At 66.9% G+C, this 17,646-nt stretch carries 14 protein-coding genes; 7 read left to right on the top strand and 7 right to left on the bottom strand.

What is annotated here, in order from left to right; all coding sequences use genetic code 11:
- Positions 1-24 precede the first annotated feature (24 nt).
- Genes HWX87_RS13470 through HWX87_RS13460 form a run of 3 tightly spaced genes read left to right on the top strand, consistent with a single transcriptional unit; the run spans position 25 to position 4,530 of the window.
- Positions 25-1,659 (top strand): hypothetical protein, encoded by a 1,635-nt coding sequence (locus HWX87_RS13470; protein WP_176047561.1) that lies wholly within the window; start codon positions 25-27, stop codon positions 1,657-1,659.
- Positions 1,656-2,993 (top strand): DUF6765 family protein, encoded by a 1,338-nt coding sequence (locus tag HWX87_RS13465; RefSeq protein WP_244137665.1) that lies wholly within the window; start codon positions 1,656-1,658, stop codon positions 2,991-2,993. The genes HWX87_RS13470 and HWX87_RS13465 overlap by 4 nt, the downstream gene beginning before the upstream one ends.
- 16 nt (positions 2,994-3,009) lie before the next feature.
- Positions 3,010-4,530 (top strand): hypothetical protein, encoded by a 1,521-nt coding sequence (locus HWX87_RS13460; RefSeq protein ID WP_176047560.1) that lies wholly within the window; start codon positions 3,010-3,012, stop codon positions 4,528-4,530.
- Here the strand turns inward: HWX87_RS13460 and HWX87_RS13455 are convergent.
- Positions 4,493-5,410, bottom strand: a complete 918-nt coding sequence (locus HWX87_RS13455; protein WP_244137664.1) for an AraC family transcriptional regulator — start codon at positions 5,408-5,410, stop codon at positions 4,493-4,495. The two genes, HWX87_RS13460 and HWX87_RS13455, sit on opposite strands and share 38 nt — an antisense overlap.
- A gap of 167 nt (positions 5,411-5,577) precedes the next feature.
- Complete coding sequence (locus tag HWX87_RS13450; RefSeq protein WP_176047558.1) at positions 5,578-6,468, bottom strand: LysR family transcriptional regulator; 891 nt, start codon at positions 6,466-6,468, stop codon at positions 5,578-5,580.
- A 99-nt stretch (positions 6,469-6,567) separates the two neighbouring features.
- Here HWX87_RS13450 and HWX87_RS13445 point away from each other — a divergent pair, with 99 nt between their 5' ends.
- The 3 genes from HWX87_RS13445 (at position 6,568) to plcR (ending at position 10,119) form a co-directional block, all read left to right on the top strand.
- On the top strand, positions 6,568-7,017 hold the full coding sequence (locus HWX87_RS13445; RefSeq protein WP_176047557.1) for a PACE efflux transporter: 450 nt from the start codon (positions 6,568-6,570) through the stop codon (positions 7,015-7,017).
- Between the two features lie 349 nt (positions 7,018-7,366).
- Positions 7,367-9,520 carry a phospholipase C, phosphocholine-specific gene (locus HWX87_RS13440; protein ID WP_176047556.1) on the top strand — a complete coding sequence of 718 codons (2,154 nt, stop codon included), beginning with the start codon at positions 7,367-7,369 and terminating at the stop codon, positions 9,518-9,520.
- Positions 9,520-10,119, top strand: a complete 600-nt coding sequence (plcR, locus tag HWX87_RS13435) for a phospholipase C accessory protein PlcR (protein WP_176047555.1) — start codon at positions 9,520-9,522, stop codon at positions 10,117-10,119. The genes HWX87_RS13440 and plcR overlap by 1 nt, the downstream gene beginning before the upstream one ends.
- 80 nt (positions 10,120-10,199) lie before the next feature.
- Here the strand turns inward: plcR and HWX87_RS13430 are convergent, their stop codons facing one another.
- From HWX87_RS13430 to HWX87_RS13410, 5 genes are all read right to left on the bottom strand, one after another.
- Positions 10,200-11,051 (bottom strand): alpha/beta hydrolase, encoded by an 852-nt coding sequence (locus HWX87_RS13430; protein WP_176047554.1) that lies wholly within the window; start codon positions 11,049-11,051, stop codon positions 10,200-10,202.
- Between the two features lie 240 nt (positions 11,052-11,291).
- A complete protein-coding gene (locus HWX87_RS13425; protein WP_176047553.1) occupies positions 11,292-11,621 on the bottom strand; it encodes a DUF3579 domain-containing protein in 330 nt (109 codons plus the stop codon).
- A gap of 25 nt (positions 11,622-11,646) precedes the next feature.
- Positions 11,647-13,008, bottom strand: coding sequence for a sigma-54 dependent transcriptional regulator (locus HWX87_RS13420; RefSeq protein WP_176047552.1), 1,362 nt, complete (start codon positions 13,006-13,008; stop codon positions 11,647-11,649).
- Positions 12,998-14,884, bottom strand: a complete 1,887-nt coding sequence (locus HWX87_RS13415) for an ATP-binding protein (RefSeq protein WP_176047551.1) — start codon at positions 14,882-14,884, stop codon at positions 12,998-13,000. The genes HWX87_RS13420 and HWX87_RS13415 overlap by 11 nt, the downstream gene beginning before the upstream one ends.
- A gap of 130 nt (positions 14,885-15,014) precedes the next feature.
- Positions 15,015-16,379 carry a 2-hydroxycarboxylate transporter family protein gene (locus HWX87_RS13410; RefSeq protein WP_176047550.1) on the bottom strand — a complete coding sequence of 455 codons (1,365 nt, stop codon included), beginning with the start codon at positions 16,377-16,379 and terminating at the stop codon, positions 15,015-15,017.
- 489 nt (positions 16,380-16,868) lie between these two features.
- On the opposite strand from HWX87_RS13410, the gene HWX87_RS13405 reads away from it, so the two are divergent.
- Entirely contained in the window at positions 16,869-17,642 is a 774-nt protein-coding gene (locus HWX87_RS13405; protein WP_226196178.1) for a MetQ/NlpA family ABC transporter substrate-binding protein, read from the top strand.
- Positions 17,643-17,646: the final 4 nt, after the last annotated feature.

Below are 17,646 nucleotides of genomic sequence, written 5' to 3'. Positions count from 1 at the left end.
CAAACAAGACGGAAGGAGACAACGATGCAATTCCCGATTCGCGCAGCGATTGCGCTGTCGCTCGGCATGTTTGTACTGGCCGGCTGCGGCGGAGAAGCCGACGACACGCCGGCGGCCGCATCCACCGTATCGGTGGCCGACTATGTCGTGCCGCGCGTGCCGAGCTGCAGCCCGGGCGATACGCCCGAGACCGCGCTGCAAGGGCAGGTGCCGGCCGCGCTCCGGCAGGCCGGATTCGGCGGCTTCAACTGCAACCTGAAGCGCGTCAGCCAGGTGCAGGGCGAAGGCGCGTCGTGGTCGGCCGCCACCTACACGGACAAGAAAGGCCAGACCTGCTTCTATCACGCGACGATGGGCGCCAACGCGCTGTTCAACAATCCCGACGCACCGCCGCGCGTGAACCCCGGCGTGCCGGTGATCGACATCACCAACCCGGCGCAGCCGGTGCGCGTGAGTTCGCTGACGTCGACGTCGATGATCGATCCGTGGGAGTCGCTGCGCGTGAACGTCGCGCGCGGGATCCTGGCCGCCGACAACGGGCTCGGTGGGGGCGGCGGCCCCGAGATCGACCTGTACGACATTGCTTCGGATTGCACACGGCCGCAACTGCTGGCCAGCGTGCCCGTCGGCACCGGCGCGGACGGCGGTATCGTGCCGACCACCAAGCCGCTCGGTCACGAAGGCGGATTTTCGCCTGACGGGCTGACTTATTACGTCGGCGGCGCCTTCACGAAAGCCTATTACGCAATCGACCTGACCGTGCCGACCCGGCCGAAGATGATCTCCGCCATCAGCGTGGCGGATCTGGGCATGGGCAACATTTCGCACGGCCTGTCGGTGAGCCAGGACGGAACCCGCGCGTACTTCGTCGCGTCGGGCAACGGCGGCACGGCCATCGGCATGGGCGCGCCGCCGCTGAACGACGCGAACGCGACCGGCGACAACGGCTTCTTCGTCGTCGATACCAGCGAAGTGCAGAGCCGGCGTCCCAATGCGCAGATGCACCGGATCGCGACGGTACCCGTGCGGGACGGCAGCATTGCGCAACATACGATCTCGTTCGCCGTGGCGGGGAAACCGTATCTGATCGAAGTCGACGAAGGCGGGGCCGGCGGCCTGCAGGATCCCGGCGCCACGGCCGTCAAGGCCGCGTGCAATGCCGGCGTGGCGCCGTTCCCGATGGGGCACATCTACGACATGTCCAGCGAAGCCACGCCGAAGCTGGTGTCGGAACTCCGGCTCGAAACGCACGCGATCGCGAACTGCAGCAAGGTCATTCCCGATATCGCGGGCCTGTCCACGTTCACGTACGGCGCGCACTACTGCAGCGTCGACAACCGGCAAAACGCGACCGCGCTGGCGTGCAGCTACTTCAACTCCGGCATTCGCGTGTTCGACATTCGCGACCCGTCGAAGCCGAAGGAGATCGCCTACTACAACCCGGCTTCCGCGAAGTCGCCGGGGGCGGGCTCGGCACATCTGATGTTCGGCCAGTACCGCGCGGGCGGGCCGGACTGGTGCGCGTCGCGCCTCGATTTCGACTTCGACCGCCATCTGCTGACCACCGCGTGCCAGGACAACGGCATGCTCGTCCTGTCGTTCGAGAGCGGCAGCTGGCCGTTCCCCGAAAGCACGAAGGCGACGGAGATCGGCAATTGACGCACCTCCGCCGTTGCCTGCTGGTCTGCGCGACTGCGCTCGCGATGCCGCTGACGTGTGCTGGTTTCGAAGCCGATGTGCACTTCGGCCTCACGCTGTGGCTCGCGCGGCAGGCCGGCTTCGCGCCGCGCGACGCCGAGGCCATTGCGCTCGCCGATCAGCGCATCGATGCGGGGTCGATCGAGTACATGACGTCGCCGCTGCAGTACGCGTGCCTGTCGCGCTTCGTCCCGGATGCCGACGATGCCCAGGCGCGTCACTATCCGGCCGAGCGCAAGGTGCCGGCCGACGCACCGGCCCGCGCCGTGGTGCCGGGCGGGCCGGCCGCGCTGGCGCAAGTCGACGCGGCGCTCGGCAAGGCCGGCGGTGGCAAGGCCGCGTTCATGCTCGGCGAATTCGGCCGCGCGCTCCATGCGTGGCAGGATTCGTGGGCCCATCGCGGCACGCCTTCGGTGCCGGACTGGCGCCGCGACGGGATCGAATGCGATGGCGGTCTGGCGATGGCCGCGCCGCTCGATCAAGGCGCACCGTCGAGCCACGCTGAGGACCTGACCTGGCGTCGGCCCGCCGACGTGGAGGAGATGGCGAAGGAGACCTACCTTCAGATGATCAGGTATCCGAAGATAGATGGATCGGCCCGGCAGGCGACTCCTTGGGATCAGGTCCGGCAACGGCTTCCGGTCTTTGTCGATGCGCGAACGAAACGGGCCAAGTCGGACTGGTTCATCGCGAACGGCGTCGCGGATACGTCGTTTCTCGACGGAATCAGCCTGCCGGACGGGCCCGCGTGGAAAGCTGTCCGATGGCACGGCCGGCGCGACCTGCCGACGCCGCTGCCACCGACGACGCAGGCGGGTGTCGACAAGGATCTCGTCGACTTCTACACGGGCTTCTTCAACGACTGGGTCACGACATCGCCGGTCGACAAACGCTGGCTGCCCGCTCTTTCGGCCGGGCGCGGGCACAAGCCCGACGATGCGCTGGTCGACGCGCTCGTCGGATGGCGGTCGAGGGATCACGGCAGCTATCTGGCCGTTGAAGGAGCGCCGCATTCGGCGGCACGTTCTTCCACACCGGCACGCAGCCGCGTATCGTTCGAGGTGTTCAAGTCGTTGAATGACGCCGTGCTGCCGCTGATCGTGGAGGGCGACAAGCCGTCTCCCGTCCTGCCTTTCCTGGTGTTTCCGTTACCGCGTTCGAGCGATGGCAGTCCGCGCGCCGTCGCGCTGATCAAACTGCTCGACTCACCGTACGACACCGTGGGGATCGTGTCGGAGAAGCGCAATGGCGCCGGCTGGAAGGTGACGGGATGGGTCTCGTCTGCGGACTACTAAGCGGGAAGACGTTGAAATGCCTGACGATAGCGCGCATGAATCGGCCCGCGCGAGGGGCCGCGTCGAAGCCCCCGCGTGGCACAGAAAGGGATGGCCGACCGCATGGCTCGCGTGGTTTGTCGCGTGCCTGCCGACCGCGGCGAGCGCCCACGCGTGGAATATTCCGTATTACCTGCCGGTGCCGTTGTGGCTCTATGCGTATGCCGCCGCGGGCACGCTGATGGTGTCCTTCATGATCCTGGCGTTTGCATCGGGCACGCATGCGCCTGATTCGGCAGGGCGATCGGGAACATGGAAGACAGCGCTGCGCATCCCGGCTTCGCTCGTGAGCGCCGGGCAAGTCGCGAGTGCGGTGTTCGTCGCGCTCATGATCGTCGCCGGCATCGCGGGAACCGCGAACCCGTTCCTGAACCTTGCGATGTCGGGCTTCTGGATCTGGTTCTATCTGGGCTCGCTGTATGTCAGCGCGATACTGGGCGACGTTTATGCGTTCACCAACCCGTTCGCGCTGCTGTTGCGAATCGCCGCGCGTTGTTTCCCCGCACTGGAGCGCGGGCGCTATCGCTATCCGCAACGCCTCGCATCGTGGCCTGCGCTGGGCGGCTACGTCGCACTCATCGCGCTGGAACTGTTCGGGGCGGGGCGGCCGCGAGACGTCAGTCTGTTCCTCGTCGCGTATGTCGCGTATGCGCTGATCGGTGCCTTCTGCTTCGGGCGCGAGCGATGGCTCGCGTGCTTCGATACGTTCGGCCTGCTATGCAGGCTTTGCGCGAAGCTGTCGCCGCTCAGGTGGCGTCGGGGCGAGAGCCGTCACGCGATCGTCGAACCGAGGAACCCGATTGCGGACATGTCGCACGACGCACCGGCGGACGCCAGCATCGTCGCCTTTCTGTCGTTCATGCTGTCGTCGACGGCCTACGACGGGTTGCGCGATACGGCCACGTGGAACACGTTTTTCTGGCGCAGCATCTATCCACACATCGTCGATCTGCTTCCGACGCTCGGGAAGAACTATGCGTATTCCGCGGAGATTCTGCTGACGTGGCAATGGCTCGCATTCGCGGCCGTCGGCGTCGTGTATTACCTGCTGTTCCGCGGTTGCTGCACGCTGGGCGCGATCAGCGCGCGGTCATCGTCCGGCGGTGCGTCCTTCTCGCGGCAGTTCTGCCTGATACTGCTGCCGATCGCGTTCTTCTACAACGTCTGCCATTACTTCACGCTGTTCTGGGATCAAGGGCGGCAGATCGTCCGGCTCGTGTCCGATCCGCTTGGTCTCGGCTGGACGCTGTTGCCGGTGGCGGCCCTGGACGATCAGCTATCGGCGGCGCAGGCGCTCATCAACGTCGGTTACATCTGGCATGCGCAGGTGCTGCTGATTCTCGCCGGGCACATCCTGAGCGTGATGCTGACTCACGCGATCGCCCTCAGGCGCGGCCATCCTGCCGGCAGGCCGATCGTCGGTCAGCTGCCGCTTCTGGTCCTGACGATCGCATTGACGATCAGCGGCCTGTGGATTCTGTCGCTTCCTCTGGCATGACGATCGCGGCACGCGGCTTGAGTTCCGACGGCGACACGCCCCACCGCTTGCGGAACGTCGCCGAAAAGTGACTGGCCGACGAGAAGCCGCAGTCGAGCGCGGCTTCCGTGATGTCGCATTGTCCGCGCTCGATCAGGGCTCGCGCCGCCTGCAGGCGGCTCTCGATGATGTACTGGTGCGGTGTCAGCCCGTTGGCCTTCCTGAAACTCCGGATGAACGAATAGAGATCGCCCGGGTAGCCGACGGCATCGGCCACCATCATCAGCGTCAGCGGGCCCTGGAAATTGTCGCGGATGTACTCGCAGGCCTGGCGCATCATGCCGGCATGCGCATATTGCTTCGCCTGCGGCCGCGCCTCCAGGTGCAGCATGCGGTGCAACGCGGCTGACCCGAGCGCTTCCGCATAGGTCGGGCCCTGCGGCATTCCCGCGACGGCGTCTTCATGGAGGCTGCGGACGATCTGTGTGAGCAGGTCGTCGATCACGTCCATCCGGAGCGCCGCCGACGCGAACCAGACGTCGGTCTGCAGGCCCGTTCGCGACAGCCACGACGGGTCGAAGTGCACGGAGATCCACTCGATTTCGTCGGACCATCGGCCGGAAAACGAAAATCCGGGCGGCACATAGGCCAGCGGCCCGCGAATGCGGGTCGGCGCCCACCGGCCGCCGTTCGTTCGCATCTCGAGCGTCGCGGGCGCCTGCAGGTACATGCCGAGGATCGGGCCGGTCGTTTCCAGATCGATGACTTCCGTGGCGCCGGCAATGTAGTGCTCGATCGAGACCGCGGCGAACGACGGCGCAACGGGCTGCCTTCTCCACTTCTGCGGCGGATGCCAGCTGACGCGGCTTCCGTTCGGCGCAATCGCGCAGACGTCCCTCATGGCTGGCCGGCTGACCACGCGTTCTCCTTTCGTCTGATCTGGCGAGCGACGGCTGGAGTGCGGCCGATGCGGCCGCCGTGTCGCTTGAACGAACTCACTGTAGGCCGCGATGCTTACTCGATTCTTACCTGGCCGCGAGGAGTGTGGTCGAGCACTGATGTGCCGGGCTAGATCTGGTCGGCGGCCGCGCGCAGCGCGCGCACCAGTTCGCTCGCCGCCTTGCCGAGCCCCGTGTGCTTCTGGCGACGCAGATAGACGGGCAACGGCAGCCCGTTGCGGATGTTCGCGAACACGAGCGGCGCGAGTTCGCCGTCGGCGACGTAGCGGCCGATCATCGATTCCGGCAAGTTCGCCCAGCCATGCCCGGCCTTCACGAGCGCGATCGCGGTCGCCATGTCGGTCACCTTCCACGTGCGGTTGCCGATCAACGGCCGCACGTCGGTCAGCGGCCGCTCGGGATCGGCGATCACGATCTGCCGGAACCCCGACAGCCGCTCGATCGCCTCGGGTTGCGCGCATTCGGCGATGGCCGGATGGCTCGGCGCGGCGACGGCGACGAGTGTTTCGGTCCACAGCGCGTGAATCTGTTCCTGCGGATGCAGGTCGAGCCCGCCGTATGCGACGCACAGATCGACGGCCGAACGATGCAGCGCGTCGACGATCGCGTCCTGCGGCGCCGTGACGATGCTGATCGCGAGCGCCGGATATTTCGCGGCCACGGCCGTCAGCGCGCGGGCGACCGGCGCGCCGTCGAGTTCGGCCGCGAGCCCGAGCCGCAGCGTATCTTCGACGCCTTCCGACAAATGCTGCGCATGCGCACGCAGTGCGTGCAGCCGTTCGGCGATCGCGCGCGCGTCGGGCAGCAGCGCGGCCATCGCGGCGGTCGGCGTCGGTTCGCGCGTGCCGCGGTCGAACAGTACGAGGTCGAGTTCGGCCTCGAGGTTCGCGATCGCCATGCTGATCGCCGACGGCGTGCGGCCGAGCGCTCGAGCGGCTGCGGAAAACGAGCCTTTGTCGATGACCGTCAGCAGCATGTCGATGTGGTCGCTGGTCAGCATGCACGGGCCTCCTGTCAGAAAAATTGAAAGGACCTGACTTTGGCGGACGGGGGCCCGCTGATAGTCTCGCCACCTTGTTCGAGATGAAGGTGGATGGTCATGCAAGGGTGGAAGAGACGCATAGTGTATGTCGTGATGTTCGAGTTGCTCGGCATCCTGGTCGCGTCGTCGGTGCTCGGCATGCTGAGCGGTGCGAGCGCCTCGGCAAGCGGCCTGCTGGGCGTGATGATCTCGACGACGGGCGTCACCGTCAATTTCCTGTACAACCTCGCGTTCGAGGCATGGGAGCGCCGCAGCGCGGCGACGACGCGCACGGTCGGTCGCCGCGTGCTGCATGCGATCGGGTTCCAGGTCGCGCTCGTGACGTTCCTGATTCCGCTGATCGCGTGGTGGCTCGACGTGTCGCTGCTGCAGGCGTTCCTGTACGACGCGGTGCTGATCGTGTTCTTCCCGATCGTCACGTTCGCATACAACTGGGCGTTCGACGCCGTGTTCGGTTTGCCGGATTCGGTCACGCGCAAGGCACAGCCGGAGCCGGCCGTGTGGTAGGCCGCACGAGCCGAGCGGCGTGACAACGAACGGTGGACGCGCAAGCGTCCGCCGTTTTTCGTTGGTGCGGCACATGTCATCGATGTCGGGAGCATGACGAAACAAATTGTAGAGGACTTCTAATGTCGCAATCGTCTGGTTTTTTGTCGCGTCTTAACAAAACTGTCCGATTTCGCTTTCTAGAATCCAACAGATCGATGACACGCGCGGCGGGCATGAGGGGGCCGTCGACGCGCCGCGCGCCTGTTCGGACCGCATTGCGGCGCCGGGGCCGCGCATCGCCCGCACGCGGCGGATGCCGCCTGCATGACCATCCCCGTCCGGCCAGAAAAACGAGGAGGGATTGCCGATGTCGCGTATCGATCGCCGTACGTTCCTGACCCGCTCGGCGCAGGCGGCCGGCGCTGCCGCGCTCGCGGCGGCGTTGCCCGAAAGCATTCGCCGCGCGCTTGCCGTCGAGCCGGCCCGCGTGACCGGCACGATCCGGGACGTGGAGCACATCGTCGTGCTGATGCAGGAAAACCGCGCATTCGACCATTACTTCGGCACGTTCCCGGGCGTGCGCGGTTTCAACGATCCGCGCGCGGTCGCGCGTCCCGACGGCAAGGCCGTCTGGTATCAGAACTACAAGGGGCGCGACTACGTGCCCTGGCATCTCGACACGTCGAAGACGTGGGCGCAGTGGATGATGCCGGAGAACCACGAGTGGGATGCGTTCCACAAGTTGTGGAACGAAGGGCGCAACGACCAGTGGATGGCCGTGCAGTGGCCCGACGCGATGGGCTACTTCAAGCGCACCGACCTGCCGTATTACTACCCGCTCGCGAGCGCGTTCACGATCTGCGACGCGTATCACCAGTCCATGATGGGGCCGACCAATCCGAACCGGCTCTACCTGATGACGGGACGCTCGTCGCCGAACGCCGACGGCAGCCAGGTCGCGATGTCGAACTGGATGGGCGACCGTTCGGGCACGGTGTCGTGGAAGACCTTCCCCGAGCGGCTGCAGCAGGCCGGTATCGACTGGCGCGTGTATCAGGAAGGCGGCGTCGGCTCGTTCAACGTCGCATGGAATTTCCTGTCGAGCCGCTACTGGATCGACAACACCAACAACTACGATTGCAACGCGCTCGCGTGGTTTTCGCAGTACAAGTCGGCTGCGTCGAATTCGCCGCTCAACCAGCGCGGGCTGACCGCGCGCGGCATCGCGTCGCTGCGCGACGACGTGCTCGCGAACCGGCTGCCGCAGGTGTCGTGGATCGTACCGCCGTTCTCGTCGTCCGAGCATCCGTGGTGGGGGCCGTCGTTCGGCGAGGAATTCGTGTCGCGGATTCTCGATGCGCTCACGTCGAACCCCGACGTATGGGCGAAGACGGTATTCCTGATCTGCTACGACGAAGGCGACGGCCGTTTCGATCACGTGACCGCACCGGTGCCGCCGTGGAAGGCCGGCAAGGGGCTGTCGACGGTCAGCGTCGAAGGCGAGATCGAGCAGGCTTCCGGGTTGCCGATCGGGCTCGGCACGCGCGTGCCGCTGCTCGCGATCTCGCCGTGGTCGAAGGGTGGCTGGACCTGCTCGGAAGTGTTCGATCACACGTCGGTGATCCGCTTCATCGAGAAGCGCTTCGGCGACGATCATCCGGACGTCTACGAATCGAACATCACGCCGTGGCGTCGCGCGGTATGCGGCGACCTTACTTCGGCCTTCGACTTCGCGGGTGATGCGGACCGCACGGTGCCGCCGGCGGTGCTCGACCTGACCGCGACGAAGGCGCAGCTCGACAACGCGTACTGGGTGCAGTACTACCTCGCGAAGCCGAGCTATCCGTCGAGCTATCCGGCCGAGAACGCGCCGCTGCCGGTGCAGGAACCGGGGCAGCGCAAGCTGCGCGCGGTGCCGTACGAGCTGTTCGTCGAAGCGGCGCTCGATACGCGCGCCGGCGTGCTGAACGTGAGCTTCGCGAACAACGGCAAGGCCGTGCCCGGCAACGCGGCAGGAACGTCGGCGGCGGTGTTCCATGTGCACGACGCGATCGCGCAGAACGGCCCGCGCTTCTACACGATCCAGAGCGGCCGCGTGCTGAGCGACCAGTGGTGGCCGGTGCGTGACACGCAGGGGCGCTACGACCTCGCCGCGTACGGGCCGAACGGCTTCTTCCGCCGCTTCAAGGGCGGTGCGACGACGAGTGCGCCGCTGTTCGACGTGACGGTCGCGTATCGCCCGGACGGCAATCTCGCCGTGCGAATGCGCAATGGAGGCCGCACGCCGCTGGTCGCGACGCTCACGGACAACGGCTACGGCGCCGCGCCGCGTTCGGGCACGGTCGCGGCGGGTGCCGCCGTCGACACGGTGCTGAACCTGTCGGCAAGCGGCGGCTGGTACGACTTCAGCGTGACGATCGATGCGGATGCCGGTTATCTGCGTACGCTGGCCGGCCATGTCGAAACCGGTGCGGCGAGCGTGACCGATCCGCTCTTCGCGCGTGTGACAGGAGCCGCATGATGAGCCGAACCATCATCGTCTGGGGCACGGTCGCGCTGGCGGCAGGCGCCGTCGCGTCGGCCGTCGTGTGGTGGAGCGGCCGCCCGGGCGGCGCGCCGCAAGCCGCTTCTTCCATCGTTGTCAGCCAGGAATCCGCCATGACGAATCAAGCGGCCGCGTCGCCGGTCAATTTCCGCGCGCAGCTCGACGGCTATGCGCACGAACGCGACGCGCTGAACGCGTCCGACCGTCAGGCGCGCGCCCGTTCGTTGCTCGCGCAACTGCGTGCGGATGCCGATGCGGGCAGGCTCGATCCGCGCGAGGCGTCGGGCCTCGCCGATCTGCTGTTGCAGGATGCGGAACCGGATGCCGCCGCACGCCAGGCCGCGAGCGACGCGTTGCGCGACCACCTGCGCGATCTCGCGATGGGCGAGCGGCCGGCTTCGCCCGCGCGCGAACGGCAGGATGCCGACTATGTCGCGCAGAGCCGCAAGATCATCGACGAGGTGGTGCGCACGGTGCCGGACCGCGAGCAGCAGCGCGTGGCGCTCGATACGCGGCTGGCGGAATTGCGCAGGCAGATCTACGGGACGGACGCGCCGGTGACGCACGGCGGTTGAGGAGGACGCGATGCGGCGCGTATCCGCATCGTCGTTGGACAACGAGGAGAACGGGCGGTGCAGAAGCCGCCCGAGCGCACTTACGCGGCGACGAACTCGTGCACGTAACGGTTGAACACGGCGGGGCTCGCGGCGTTCATCCCGTGCGACGCGCCGGCGACGGTCTGTCGTTGCGCATTGCCGATCCACTGCGTCAGCGTATCGACGTTGTTGCGGAACATCTTCGGGCTGCGCTGGCCGTCGATCAGCAGCGTGCGGCATGCGATATCGCCGGCCGTGTGCTGCGAATACGCGGGCAGCGGGTCGCGCAGTTGCTTCGGCAGCGTGCTCGCGTTGTCGATCGCCATCGTGCGGAAGCGCGACGTGCTTTTCTTCCACGCGCCCGGCAGGCTCACGGAATCGACGAACATCTCGAGGCCGGATTCGACGTCGCCTTGCCCGATCAGGTTCACGGCCTTCGTGCGCAGCGCGAGTGCGGCGGCCGGCAGCGCGGCTTCGCGCACGCCCGGCTGTTGCAGCGGGCCGCCCGGATCGGCGAGCGTCAGCGATTCGACGAGGTGCGGATGCTGGCGTGCGACGTTGAATGCGACGCTGCCGCCACGCGAATGGCCGACGAGATGCACGGGGCCGAGATCGAGCGCGTCGATGAATTCGGCGAGCTCGTCGACGTGGTTCTGCCAGCTGAACTCGTCCTGGATGCCCGCTTCGACGGCCGGCCAGTAGTGGCTGAGGCTCGGCGCGATGCAGCGGTAGTGGGCCGACAGCGCGGCGAGTTGCGGATCCCAGTAGCGGTAGTCGCACAACGAGCCGTGCACGAACACCATCGGCGCACCGCTGCCCCGCTCGACATACGGCAGGCTGATGCCTGACGAAAGCGTCGCAAATTGCAGGTCGGGGTTCGCGAGCACGGAAGGCTCGATTCGCATGTTCATGACTGAAGGACTCAAAGGTGCGTCAACACGACGCAACTATGCATCACGGCAACCTGCAAGGAAAACGCATAATTTTCATCGTGACGATCAATTTTTTTGATGGCTGCGCCGGGAACCCTTGTCGCAGCGTGGTCATGTGTCGAACCCTTCAATCGTCTGACGATTCATTTCGCGGATGAAAGGGCGTGCGGCGGCCTGCGCGCACGCGCCTTCGCAGCGAAAAAGGGGAGGGCTCGCGCGTCAGCGCACCGTCAGCGCGGGCGCGGTCTGAAGCACGACGGGGAGGTCGTTGTCGGCGGCGAACTGCATCGCGAAGTCGAATGCGTCCGCGCAGACGGTGCGCAATTCGTCCGACACAAAGAGGCATTTGACGTTGCCGTCGACGACGGGCATCGCGAGCCGCGACAGCGCACACGGATAGCCGGGCCGCCGCTCGCCGACGAACAGCGTGATGACGCCCGCGAGGCGCTCGGGCCAGTCGCTCGGCCGGAAGGTTTTCTGCGCGTGCGTGACGCCGCGGATCAGATGGCCGGTGACGCGGCCGTGTTCGGTGACTTCGATGCGATCCATGCTGTTCTGCGTATCCTCGTTCGCGTCATTCGCCGCCATCGGCCGCCGCGTCGCCGCGCGCGGGAATCCGCAGGTTGCGCAGCTTGTGATAGAGCGTTTTCTTCGGCATGCCGAGCGCAACGCTGGCATCCGCGACGTTGCCGTTGTGACGCTGCAGCATGTCCTCGATCAGCATCCGCTCGAAATACGCGAGCTGTTCCGCGAGCGTGTCGCCCACGGCCGGCGCTTCGCCGGACGACAGCAGGCTGTCGCCGGTCAGCCCGAGCACGAAGCGGTCGGCCACGTTCTGCAGCTCGCGCACGTTGCCGGGCCATGCATGCGTCATCAGTTCGGACACCTGCGCAGCCGTGACGACCGGCGCCGGCTGCCCGAAGCGCCGCGCGGCCGCGAGCACGAAGTGCTCGAACAGCAGCGGCACGTCCTCGCGCCGCTCGCGCAGCGGCGGCAGCTCGATCTGCGCGACGTTGAGGCGATACAAGAGATCCGCGCGAAAGCGCCCGTCGGCCGCGAGTTCGGCAAGATCGGCCTTCGACGCGGCCACCACGCGACAGTCGACCGGAATCAGCTCGTTCGCACCGAGCCGCTCGACCACACGCTCCTGCAGCACGCGCAGCATCTTGATCTGCAGCGTAATCGGCATCGTCTCGATCTCGTCGAGGAACAGTGTGCCGCCGTCCGCCCATTCGATCTTGCCGATGCGCTTCTTGATCGCGCCGGTGAATGCGCCGGCTTCATGGCCGAACAGTTCGCTCTCGAAGATCTGCTCGGGCAGGCCGCCGCAATTCAGCGCAACGAAATGCGCGTCGCGCCGGCCGCCGAAGTCGTGCAGGCTGCGCGCGATCAGTTCCTTGCCGGTGCCCGTTTCGCCGGTGATCAGCACCGACACCGACGTATCGGCGAGGCGCAGGATCTTCTTGCGCACGTCGGCCATCGCGGGCGACTTGCCGAGCACGAACGCCTCGATGCCCTGCCAGTTGTTCAGCGCCGCGCGTAGCCCCTGCACCTCGAGCGTCAGGCGGCGCTTCTCGACTGCGCGCGCCACGCGTCCTGCGATCACGTCCGACGAGAACGGCTTCTCGATGAAATCGTATGCGCCGACCTGCATCGCGCCGACGGCCGTGGAAATGTCCGCGTGGCCGCTGATCAGCACGACCGGGATCTGCGCATCGATGGCCATCACGCGGTCGAGCAGCTGCAGCCCGTCGATGCCGGGCATCCGCACGTCCGACACGATCACGACCGGCGCGCCGGGCGCGACGTGATGAAGCGCGTCGGCGGCCGACGCGAATGCGTCGACCGGGAACCCGGCGAGCGCGACGGCCTGCTCGACGCCGATCCGGACGTTTTCATCGTCCTCGACGACCAGCACGCGAATCTCATCTTCCATGCTCTATCCTCTGTTGCGGCGTTGCCGCCGCGAATTCGATACTGAACTGCGCGCCGCCTTCGTCGCGGTTCGTCGCGGCGATCTTCGCGCCGAACGCCTCGACGATGCGCGACGTGATCGCGAGGCCGAGCCCGAGGCCCTGGCCGCGCGGCTTGGTCGTGACGAACGGCTCGAACAGGTGCGGCAGCACGTCGGGCGCGATGCCCGCGCCGCTGTCGGCCACCGTGAAGCGCACGTGGCCGGCGTCGTCCGGCCCGGTGGCTTCGATGACGATGCGGCGCACCGGCGCGTCGTGCACGGCGTCGAGCGCGTTGCCGAGCAGGTTCACGATCACCTGCTGCAACTGGCTCGATTCGGCCGACACCGTCGTGCCGGGCGCAATGTTCACGTCGAGCCGCACACCTTCGTCGCGGATCCGCGCGTCGTAGATCAGCCGCGCATGCGCGACGGCCTCGTTCAGCGACACCGCGACGCGCTCGACGTCGGGCTTGCGCGCGAAGGTCTTCAGCTCGCCGGTGAGCACGGCCATGCTGTCGACCAGCTTGCCGATCCGTTCGAGGTTCGCGAGCGCCGGCGCCGGCTGGCCGCGCTCGAAGAAGGTGCGCGCGTTGTCGCACAGCGTGCGGATCGCGACGAGCGGCTGGTTCAGCTCGTGTGTGAGGCCGGCGGCCATCTGCCCGAGCACCGCGAGCTTGCCCGCATGCACGACCTCCTGTTGCGACGCGCGCAGCCGCTGCTCGGTGCGCTCGCGCTCGACGATCTCGCGCTGCATCCGTTCGTTGGTCGCCGTCAGCGCGGCCGTGCGCTGCACGACGGTCAGTTCGAGCCGGTCGTTCGCGCGGCGCAGCGCATCCTGCGCGTTCAGCCGCGCGACGATGGCCCGGCGGCGCTGGATCGCGTAGCCGGCCAGCAGCGCCGCGATCAGGAACGCGCCGGTGACGAACACGAACGCCGTCTGCTGCTGGCGCCGCGCGCCCGCGATGTCGAGCAGCACCATCAGCGAATCGCCGGCCTGCGGCGCGGGGCGCGACATCACGAGATAGCGCGTGGTGCGGCCGGTGTGGCGCGGATCGGGGAACGTGCCGAACCACGCGGCCGAGCTGCGGTCGCCGATGCGGCGGTACGGCAGCGCGTCGACGGTGCGGCCCGCGTATTGGCGCGACGCCTGGATGTCGCGCTGCTGCTGCGCGGTGATCGTGCGCAGCGCGGTGAATTTCCATGCGGGCTCGGTCGAGATCACGACCACGCCGTTGCTGTCGGCGACCATCGCGGCGACGCCCGGCGCGCGCCATGCCGATTCGAGCGAATCGACGCTGATCTTCACGGCGGCCACGCCGATCGGCACGCCGTCGTCGCGCACCGCGCTCGCGAAGTAGACGCCCGGCACGCCCGTGTTGGTGCCGATGCCGAAGAAGCGGCCGCTGCCGCGCGCGAGCGCGTCCTTGAAGTACGGACGGTACGACACGTTGGTGCCGACGAAGCTGATCGTCTCGTTCCAGTTGCTGGCGGCGATCACTTCGCCCTGCAGGTCGATCACGTCGACGGCGCCGCTGCCCGCGTCGCGGTTCACGGCTTCGAGGTAGGTGTTCACCGAGTGCACGAGTGCGGGCGCGTCGTGCGGTGCGGCCTTCAGCATCGCGCGCACGCCGTCCTGCCGCGCGACCAGGCCCGGCAGGATCTCGAAGCGGCCGAGTTCGCTCTTCAGGCTCGACGCATAGAGGTCGAGCCGGTGCGCGCCGGTTTCCTCGAGCGCGTCGATCGCGCGTTCCCACGCGAAATCGACGGCTGCGCCGGCCACGCCGACATACAGCGCGGCGGCCGATGCCCAGCCCCACCACGGGATTCCCTTGAAGCCTTTTTGCACGTTCGCCCTCATCGAAGCCCGCTACCGGTCGTCCGCTACCGGTCGTCCCTTACCGCCTGCCGTAACGACGCGCGCCGCGCGCCGGCAAGGCCGGCGGCGGCGCGTGCGAAGCAGCCTGCGCGACGGTGCGCGCGGCGGCGCATCATCCGAAGTGCGCGACCAGGATCAGCGTCACCGTGACGACGATTGCGCCGCCGATCCGCGTCGCGATCTGCGCGAACGGCATCAGCTGCATCCGGTTCGCGGCGGTCAGGATCGCGACGTCGCCGGTGCCGCCTTGCCCGCTGTGGCAGGCGTTCACGATTGCGGTGTCGATAGGGTACATCTTCAGCAGGCGGCCGACCACGAAACCGGTGCCCATCAGCGTCGCGACGGTCGACACGATCGTGACCACGTTGACGATCGTGAAGGCGGCGGTCAGCTTGTCCCACGGCGTCATCGCGACGCCGATCGCGAACAGCAGCGGATACGTGACGGCGGTCGAGAAGAACTTGTAGACGACGAACGCGCCTTCCTGCAGCGGCGGCGACACGGCGCGCGCGAGCTTCACGAGCACCGCGAGGAACAGCATCGCGACCGGCGCGGGCAGGCCGAACAGCTTGAACGCCATCAGGCCGACGAGGTACAGCGTGATCGCCGTGATGCCGGCGCCCGCAATGTGCGTGACGTCGACGTGGCCGCGGATCTCTTCGCTTGCCGGCGTCATGTCGCCGCTTTCGCCGACCTGCAGGCGGCCGTTGCCGGTCAGGTGCGGCAGGCGCTTGCCGAGCATGTCGAGTGCGCCCGACAGGATGATCGCGGTCAGGCTGCCGAGCATCACCGGCGGCAGCACCATCGCGAACATTTCGCCCTGCGGCAGGTGCATCAGTTCCGAATAGCCGATCGACAGCGGAATCGCGCCTTCGCCGACGCCGCCGGCCATGATCGGCACGACGATGTACAGCAGCGTGTGGCGCGCGCCGAGGCCGAGCGCGGTGCCGACGGCCGTGCCGACGATCGCCGCGGCAACCGAGCCGGCCGCGAGCGGGATGAAGATCTTCACGAAGCCCTGGATCAGAACGCGGCGATCCATGCTCAGGATGCTGCCGACGATGATCGACGCGATGAACAGGTACAGGAAGTTGGTCGACTTCGTGAATTCGACCGTCAGGTTCAGCACCGGCTTCGGCAGCAGGTGATAGTACGTGAGCGCCGACGGCACGAAGGTCGCGAAGATCGCGGCCGCGCCGATGTTGCGCAACAGCGGCAGGCGCTTGCCCAGTTCCGCGCAGGTGAAGCCGAAGAATGCGAGCACGGCGATCGCCATCGAGATCTCGCCGGGCACCTTGCCCGTCACCGAGAAGCCGACGATCAGCGCGAGCAGGATGAAGTAGACGGGCAGCGGAATGATGCCGATGCGGATTTCCATCAGTTTCCACCAGCCTTCCGGCCAGAAACGCTCGCGCGGGGTGGCGACGGCGTCGGAAACCGGCTCCGGATGGGACGGGGTATGGATAGAGGTCTGCAAGACGTGTCTCCTGATGTTGGAATGCCTGCATTGCTTCGCGGCATCGTGTGCCCTCTATTACGCAACCCCCGTGCCAGAAATCCGGCCTGCCGGAATATTTCCAATGCATTGATTTATAAGGAATTTGTTTCGTCTGCGGAAAGGGTTGGCCGACCGGCTGGCCGAGATTTCGGAATTCGCCCGGCGCCCAGGCCGAGATTTCGGCCAGATGCCCGGTCAGGGGGCCAGGCCAGCCCCCGGTCCAGTCCGGCCGCCCGCCATATCGCCGCGCGCGATTTTCTTCGCACAATCGCTTCGTAGACCGCCCCCGCGCCGCTCTCTATCATCGGCTGATCCTTTTCCGATGCGACGACGACTGTCCGGAGAACGCCCGCGCGTTCGCCGCGGCGTCGCTCATCCGTCGATACCGTCTTTGGACAGGAGAGTGGTTTCATGCTGCATCCCGTTTTTACCGCCCGCTTTTCCGCCGGCCGCGCGGCCCGCGTGCTGATGGCCGCGTTGCTCGGCGTCGTGCTGCTGAACGGCGCGCGCGCCGACACCGCGCCGCTGAAGGTCGGCATCTCGACCAGCCCGCAGATCGAGGCGCTGAAGATCGCCGCGAAGGAGGCGAAAGAGCAGGGTCTCGACGTGAAGATCGTCGAGTTCACCGACTGGAATACGCCGAACGCGGCGCTCGCGAACAAGGACATCGACGTCAACTACTTCCAGCACATTCCGTTTCTCGAGAACGCGAAGAAGCAGGGCGGCTACAACTTCATCTCGATCGCACCCGGCACGATCATGAAGATCGGCCTCTATTCGAAGAAGGTGAAGAGCTTTGCCGAGCTGAAGGATGGCGCGCGCGTCGCGATCGCGAACGATCCGGTGAACGGCGGGCGCGGGCTGTTGCTGCTGCAGCGCGCCGGGCTCATCACGCTCAAGCCGGGCACCGACTACCGTGCGACCACGCACGACATCGTGGCCAACCCGAAGCACCTGAAGATCATCCCGCTCGAGGCGTCGCAGCTCGCGCGCTCGCTCGACGACGTCGATCTCGCGCAAGGCTACCCGAGCTTCATCAAGCTCGCCGGCACGACCGACCCGAACAGCGCGCTGCTGTTCGACGGCACCGAGAACAAGAGCTTCGCGATCCAGTGGGTCGTGCGCCCCGAAAGCGCGAACGATCCGCGCATCCGCAAGTTCATCGCGATCTACCAGCACTCGCCGGCCGTGCGCCGTGCGCTCGACAACGCGTTCGGCTCGCTGTACGCGATCGCGTGGTGACGGA

The organism is Burkholderia sp. BCC1644, from assembly GCF_902833225.1.
In the GTDB taxonomy this organism is placed as follows: Bacteria; Pseudomonadota; Gammaproteobacteria; order Burkholderiales; family Burkholderiaceae; genus Burkholderia.
This window is presented reverse-complemented; position numbering and strand designations above follow the sequence as displayed.